At 45.9% G+C, this 5,929-nt stretch carries 7 protein-coding genes; 1 reads left to right on the top strand and 6 read right to left on the bottom strand.

All coding sequences use genetic code 11. The features are described from left to right. Nucleotides 1–100 precede the first annotated feature (100 nt). The 6 genes from AC5M9B_RS04285 to dnaB all read right to left on the bottom strand — a co-directional run bounded on the left by AC5M9B_RS04285 (nucleotide 101) and on the right by dnaB (nucleotide 5,086). Complete coding sequence (locus AC5M9B_RS04285) at nucleotides 101–592, bottom strand: PilX family type IV pilin (RefSeq protein WP_487648297.1); 492 nt, start codon at nucleotides 590–592, stop codon at nucleotides 101–103. A gap of 17 nt (nucleotides 593–609) precedes the next feature. Further along, nucleotides 610–1,188 (bottom strand): pilus assembly PilX family protein, encoded by a 579-nt coding sequence (locus tag AC5M9B_RS04280; RefSeq protein WP_070656672.1) that lies wholly within the window; start codon nucleotides 1,186–1,188, stop codon nucleotides 610–612. Next, nucleotides 1,167–2,141 carry a PilW family protein gene (locus tag AC5M9B_RS04275; RefSeq protein ID WP_070656673.1) on the bottom strand — a complete coding sequence of 325 codons (975 nt, stop codon included), beginning with the start codon at nucleotides 2,139–2,141 and terminating at the stop codon, nucleotides 1,167–1,169. Before AC5M9B_RS04275 ends, AC5M9B_RS04280 begins: the two co-directional genes overlap by 22 nt. After that, nucleotides 2,141–2,818, bottom strand: a complete 678-nt coding sequence (pilV, locus tag AC5M9B_RS04270; RefSeq protein WP_186805565.1) for a type IV pilus modification protein PilV — start codon at nucleotides 2,816–2,818, stop codon at nucleotides 2,141–2,143. The genes AC5M9B_RS04275 and pilV overlap by 1 nt, the downstream gene beginning before the upstream one ends. 12 nt (nucleotides 2,819–2,830) lie before the next feature. After that, nucleotides 2,831–3,523: a GspH/FimT family pseudopilin gene (locus tag AC5M9B_RS04265; RefSeq protein ID WP_487648296.1), complete on the bottom strand. Its 693-nt coding sequence runs from the start codon at nucleotides 3,521–3,523 to the stop codon at nucleotides 2,831–2,833. 156 nt (nucleotides 3,524–3,679) lie between these two features. After that, the gene (gene dnaB, locus AC5M9B_RS04260) at nucleotides 3,680–5,086 is read right to left on the bottom strand and encodes a replicative DNA helicase (protein WP_003764236.1); all 1,407 of its coding nucleotides are present in this window, start codon (nucleotides 5,084–5,086) and stop codon (nucleotides 3,680–3,682) included. Nucleotides 5,087–5,254: 168 nt separating this feature from the next. On the opposite strand from dnaB, the gene AC5M9B_RS04255 reads away from it, so the two are divergent. Further along, on the top strand, nucleotides 5,255–5,836 hold the full coding sequence (locus AC5M9B_RS04255; RefSeq protein WP_487648295.1) for a superoxide dismutase: 582 nt from the start codon (nucleotides 5,255–5,257) through the stop codon (nucleotides 5,834–5,836). The last annotated feature ends 93 nt before the right edge of the window (nucleotides 5,837–5,929 follow it).

The raw sequence follows: 5,929 nt of genomic DNA, 5'->3' as shown, positions 1-5,929 counted from the left end.
GCGACGAAGCCGCAGACAGTACAGATAGTACGGCAAGGCGAGGCAACGCCGTACTGGTTTAAATTTAATCCACTATAAATAAAAGAGCCGATTTAGTCCTCTATTTTTTATAACCTACCTGTTCACAGCCTGTATTGCCGGTTTTGCTTGTTGACTTGGCTTTAGCAGATTCTGCATCGGTACATTTGTAGGCATTGCCCAAACTATCCATCCAAACGGAAAGTTTGTAATCAGTACCGGTTTTCGGAGTAGCGAAAAGATAATAAGCCCTGCTGTTTTTAGCGTCCTTATTTTTCATTTCACCGCTGAAGTCGTATTTGGCAGCGACCTCGGGCGCAGCTTTGTAGGCCTTAACCAATCCCGTATCTCCCTCAATTTCATCTTTTATTTTAAGGGTAGGATTTTTGACTAATTCGGTTTTTAAGGCATTGTTAATAGCAAGCAGTTCCGTATGCGCTTGAGATTGATAGCCGCGTTCGATGTAATGGATATAGGAAGGGTAAGCGATGGTACTGAGGATGCCGATGATAGCAACGACAATCAGCATCTCAACCAGCGTAAACCCTTGAGATTTAGTGATAGACGTATTCATGATTTTATCTATTTATTTTATTCGTTGGCTACATAAGATTGTAGTATAACCACCGTATTTTCGTTTTCCCCCCATGCTTTGGCGGTAACGCGGTAAATGGTACGGTTGTCGGTAGAATTGGTGCTTAGGTATTCGATGATATAACGCGCATCTTTTTTCGCACCACTATTTACACCTGGATATTTTATTCCGTTAATATCAATGTATTTTGTTTCTTTTTTATTGTCTTCTCGAATCCATGCTTCATCTTTTGAACTACCACTGACGGTAATTGTTCCTGAAGCAATAGTGTAGGTTCCCGCTGTAACATTAGCAGCTTTACACAATCCTTCGGCACAATCATCAGTAAATGGTTTTTTACCGTCTTCGATTTCATAAATGTGGTTCTCACCTTCACGCAATGCTGCTTCCGCAAGCGTAGTAGCAAACTTGTGGTCGGCATCATTAGTACTGATTCGCTGCTCAGTGTTGTAGGACTGGGTCGCGGTAACGACGAGCAGGGCGATGACGATCATGATCATCAGGACAATGAATAATGCGAAGCCTTTTTGTGCAGAGGCTTTAGCAGGATGGTTTAAAGTAATCGGTCTGCGCATTTGTTTCCTCCGCGTACAGTCGCGTTGATTCGATAGATTTGGACTTCATTTTTATCATTGTTTTTGCCTACATTGATACTGTTACCTCCGTTCAACAGGATCTCGATGGAGGCAGGTGTTTCTTTATTGGAAAAATCTTTAGTATATTTGAATTTTTCGTCTTTTTCCTGACTTGTTCCCTGATTTTGTGCATTTCCAGTAGTGGTGGTGGGGGTAGGGGCTGATGCAGCCTCACTTCCTTCAAAAGTCTCAGGGCATCCTTCAGTATAAAAGTAATGGATGTCCATATTTTTTATTCCCTTGATCAGCAACTGCGGATTACTCCATGTACCGTTGTCAGCCAGTTGGAAACGGTACAAACCTTCTTGCCCGTCTACCGTACCAACAGCATAAGCATTTACCTCATGTTTCATGATTGAAATATTGCCAGCTTGAGAACCATCTGTTTTTAAGAATTTTTTACCATCGGTAATTTGCTCTCCTGGTTTGGTAATATTTGTGCAACTGCTCGCTACTGCTGTTGCCGCGGTTGGTGATGTGGCATCTATACCATATTGGAAAATCAGTGCTTTACCGCTCTGTGCAAAACCAGTCGCACCTAGAGCATTTGTTTCTCTAACGGCAGGAAGGGTTTGTCCGTTCTTGAGCGTGAAGAACTCTTGGGAACCAAAGTCTTCAATAACAGCTTTAGCATCATATGCCGACATATTGAAACAGCCGAAGTTTCCCGCCATACGGGCATCACGTACGATCTGATTAGATGCGTTACGCAAATCCTGCTGAACATTTAAGCGCGCTGTGGCAGCAGTATTCAAACTGCGTGCAGTGAAATAGCCTGAGCTGACGGCCAGCAGGACTATCATGCTTAATGCGCTTGCCACAAGGAATTCAATCAGGCTGAAGCCTTGCATACCTGCTTTTACCGGAATGTGTGGGCGGTTTTTATTATTCATTATCTTTCCCTTACGCGTACTTGGTAGGTGTAAACAATAGAGTCTTCGTGTCTTTTTATGCCGCTTGCTGCTTTGTCGCTTTCTGCATCTTTAAGCCATAACACTTTAATAACAGTATCAGCATCTGCCTTTTTGTCACAATGAGAATTAAATGATCCATCATAAGTAGGTTCTTTATTAGAACTGTCTTGGCAGATTTCATAATGAAATTCGGATTCAGGTAAAGCAGCACGCAAGGCTTGATCGAATTGTGCGATTTGTGCTTTTGCTAAACTTTTTTTGCTCATGCTGGTTGTGGGATCTAATTTTTCGTTTTTGGGATTATCACTAGAGCCGGCAGTAATGTAGTCATCAATGTATGTTTTACAAAATCCACGCTGACTATTGTTACGAGTGCATTCTTCCAGCCTTGGATTAATCAGCATACCTTCAACTAAGTTTTGAGTGAGCTGGGATACGATGGTTTGCCCTTCCGCTTCGCGTACGCTGGAAACGGTACGCAACTGGATGGCGAGCAGGGCGAGTACGCCGATTGCGAGGATGAACATGGCCACCAAGACTTCAATTAAAGTCATACCTGCTTGGTTAGGTTTGTAAAAATCTGAATAACGGGTTTTGGCGAAACTCGCTTTGCTCGTTTTCAGACGACCTTTTGTATGTAATGTTATGTATTTCATAGGATGGTATTTTTATTTTTTGGGTTCGGGACTTTGAGATTCTGAATATTGGCAAAGGGGGCGCGAATCTGATTTGGCGCAGATTTCGACGCGACCACTGCTGTCGATAAGGACGATACTGGCGCGGGATTTTTTGGTTTCTTCGGTCGTTGCGGCTTTATCAGTCATACTAATCTTGATATAACCGTCGGCGTATTTGAAAGTCGTTGATTTATCGAGTGTTTTAGAGTTGGTATAGCCGAATGTGCCGTTGGGCATAAATGACCAAAATACGGCCTCACCGTCATCGGCATTATCTTTTCCAAATGCGACGTGTTGGAATGTATGGGAAACTTTGGCAGGGTCGGTACCATTGAGGACTATGGAGCGCAGGGAGATATCGCTTGTGTCATTCTTATAGGCTTTGTCTCGGTTTTTATCGGCATAGGCGAGCAGGCCGCTGCTTTTTTGGCTGTTGTCGCATGTACCGTCAGCCAGACCGTGTTTTCTAATTTTTACGGGACAGACATAGACAGGGAGATTGAGACGGACTGCTTCGGCTCGTGCGAAACGCAAGAGGTTTGCCACCTGCTCTGCCTGACTGGCAGCGCGGCGGGAGGCAATCCATTCGCTCATATTGGGAAGGGCGATAGTGGCCATGATGGCGGTAATAGCAATCACGACCAACAATTCGATTAAGGTAAAACCTTTTTGTTGTGCGTACATGAGTGGTAAAAACGTCTAGAGTTAAGTAATGTGTTTTATCATCCGACTTAGAATATTTTTATCGCCGGAATTATGCGGTTTGATTCATTCTAAACGATATTGGGATGAATTGCCTAATAAAATATGAAATTTGCTTGGTTTTTAGGCTAATTTGTCTCAATCTTCCATCAATGCGGATTCGGGTATGTAGGCTGCATTGTCGAATTTGGTAAATTGTCCCATCCAAGTGAGGAATACTTTCCCGACAGGCCCGTTACGGTGTTTACCGATGATACATTCCGCGAGCCCTTTCATGGGCGATTCTTGGTTATAGTATTCGTCGCGGTACATAAACATAATCAGGTCGGCGTCCTGCTCAATGGCACCGGATTCCCGTAAGTCAGACATCATTGGCCGCTTGTCGGTACGCTGCTCTACGGTACGGCTCAACTGCGACAAGGCAATGACGGGCACTTGCAGCTCCTTCGCCAAGGCTTTGAGAGAACGCGAAATTTCGCCGAGTTCTGAGGCTCGGTTGTCCGAACGGCCTGAGCCTGCCATTAATTGCAGGTAGTCAATCACGATTAAGCCCAATTTTCCGTTGAACTGGCGTGCAAGACGACGGGCGCGGGCGCGCAATTCAAGCGCGGTCAAACCCGGTGTTTCATCGATATACATAGGCGCATCGGAAAGCTTAACTACTGCTTCATTCAGACGACCCCAATGTTCATCTTCCAATCTGCCTGTTTTCAAAACGCTCTGATCAAGCCTACCCACCGAACCCAGCATACGCATCACCAGTTGCGCGCCGCCCATCTCCATCGAAAATACGGCAACAGGCAACTTGCCTTCTACGGCAACGTGTTCGGCGATATTGATCGAAAAAGCGGTTTTACCCATAGACGGACGACCCGCCACGATAATCAAATCGCCAGGCTGAAGGCCTGAGGTTTTTTTATCCAGATCGATAAACCCTGTTGACACGCCGGTAACTTCATCGGGATTATCACGGGAATAAAGCATGTCGATGCGCTCGACCACTTCTTTCAAAAGCGCGGGCATTTCAAGAAAGCCTTGCTTGGATTTAGCCGTACTTTCTGCAATTTGGAACACTTTGTTTTCCGCTTCGTCCAATAGCTGCCCCGCATCCCTGCCTTGCGGATTGTAGGCACTACGGGCAATTTCAGTACCGACTTCGGCAAGCTGGCGCATGATGGAACGCTCGCGCACGATTTCGGCATAGCGGCGGATATTTGCAGCAGACGGCGTGTTTTGTGCCAAAGTAATCAGGTAATTAAATCCGCCTGCCGCCTCTAGTTCTTCATTGCGCTCCAAACTTTCCTGAACGGTAATCACGTCGGCAGGACGGCTTTCGTTAATCAGATTGGCGATGGCGCGGAAAATCAGGCGGTGTTCGTGTCGGTAGAAATCTTCACCGGTAACAACATCGGCGATTCTGTCCCAAGCCGAATTCTCGAGCAAAAGCCCACCCAAAACGGATTGTTCCGCCTCCATAGAATGCGGCGGCAGCGACAACGCGCTGACTTCGCGGTCTTCAGACGACGTATCGGGATAATCGTTCATGGCGGCAATCCTAAATGAATGGAAATTGGAATCCGCTATTATAGCGCAGCGCAAGTTTAATTGGTTTCTCTGATTTAAAGCAGGTAAAATAGCGATGCTGTCCGGTTTATCCCGAGCAGCGGACACTACCAAAATACAATCATATATAAATAATTTAGGAGCACTAAAATGGAACATAAGCTGCCACAACTGCCTTATGAACTCGACGCATTGTCCCCGCATCTGAGCAAAGAGACTTTGGAGTTCCACTACGGCAAACACCATCAAACCTACATCACCAATCTGAACAATCAAATCAAAGGTACCGAATTTGAAAACCTATCTTTGGAAGAGATTGTGAAAAAATCTTCAGGCGGCGTGTTCAACAACGCAGCGCAAACTTGGAACCACACTTTCTACTGGCTGGGTTTCACGCCTAAAAGTCAAGGCAAACCTTCTGGCGAACTGGCTGCCGCCATCGACGCCAAATGGGGCAGCTTTGAGAAGTTCCAAGAAGCATTCTCCGCTTGCGCGGCAGGCACTTTCGGTTCCGGTTGGGCATGGCTGGTGAAAACTCCTGCCGGTGAATTGGATCTGGTGTCCACTTCCAACGCGGCAACTCCGCTGACCACTGAAAACACTCCGCTGCTGACCTGCGACGTATGGGAACACGCCTACTACATCGACTACCGCAACAGCCGCCCCAACTACCTGAAAGGTTTCTGGGAAATCGTCAACTGGGACGAAGTCGCCAAACGCTTTGCTGCTTAAATAATCGGTTGATATGAAAAGGTCGTCTGAAAACTGAACTGGCCCCCAAATCTTGGACACTCATAAAAGCCTATTCAGGCGCTCTGTGTAAGC

The organism is Neisseria flava (genome assembly GCF_982712965.1).
The sequence above is the reverse complement of the archived record's forward strand: the minus strand, read 5'-3'. Positions and strand labels throughout refer to the sequence as shown.

Bases quoted from the DNA above. Each gene is read 5' to 3' on its own strand.
- dnaB (WP_003764236.1), bottom strand. From the start codon at position 5,086: ATGAACGATTATCCCGATACGTCGTCTGAAGACCGCGAAGTCAGCGCG.
- AC5M9B_RS04285 (WP_487648297.1), bottom strand. From the start codon at position 592: ATGAATACGTCTATCACTAAATCTCAAGGGTTTACGCTGGTTGAGATG.
- AC5M9B_RS04275 (WP_070656673.1), bottom strand. From the start codon at position 2,141: ATGAATAATAAAAACCGCCCACACATTCCGGTAAAAGCAGGTATGCAA.
- pilV (WP_186805565.1), bottom strand. From the start codon at position 2,818: ATGAAATACATAACATTACATACAAAAGGTCGTCTGAAAACGAGCAAA.
- AC5M9B_RS04280 (WP_070656672.1), bottom strand. From the start codon at position 1,188: ATGCGCAGACCGATTACTTTAAACCATCCTGCTAAAGCCTCTGCACAA.
- AC5M9B_RS04255 (WP_487648295.1), top strand. From the start codon at position 5,255: ATGGAACATAAGCTGCCACAACTGCCTTATGAACTCGACGCATTGTCC.
- AC5M9B_RS04265 (WP_487648296.1), bottom strand. From the start codon at position 3,523: ATGTACGCACAACAAAAAGGTTTTACCTTAATCGAATTGTTGGTCGTG.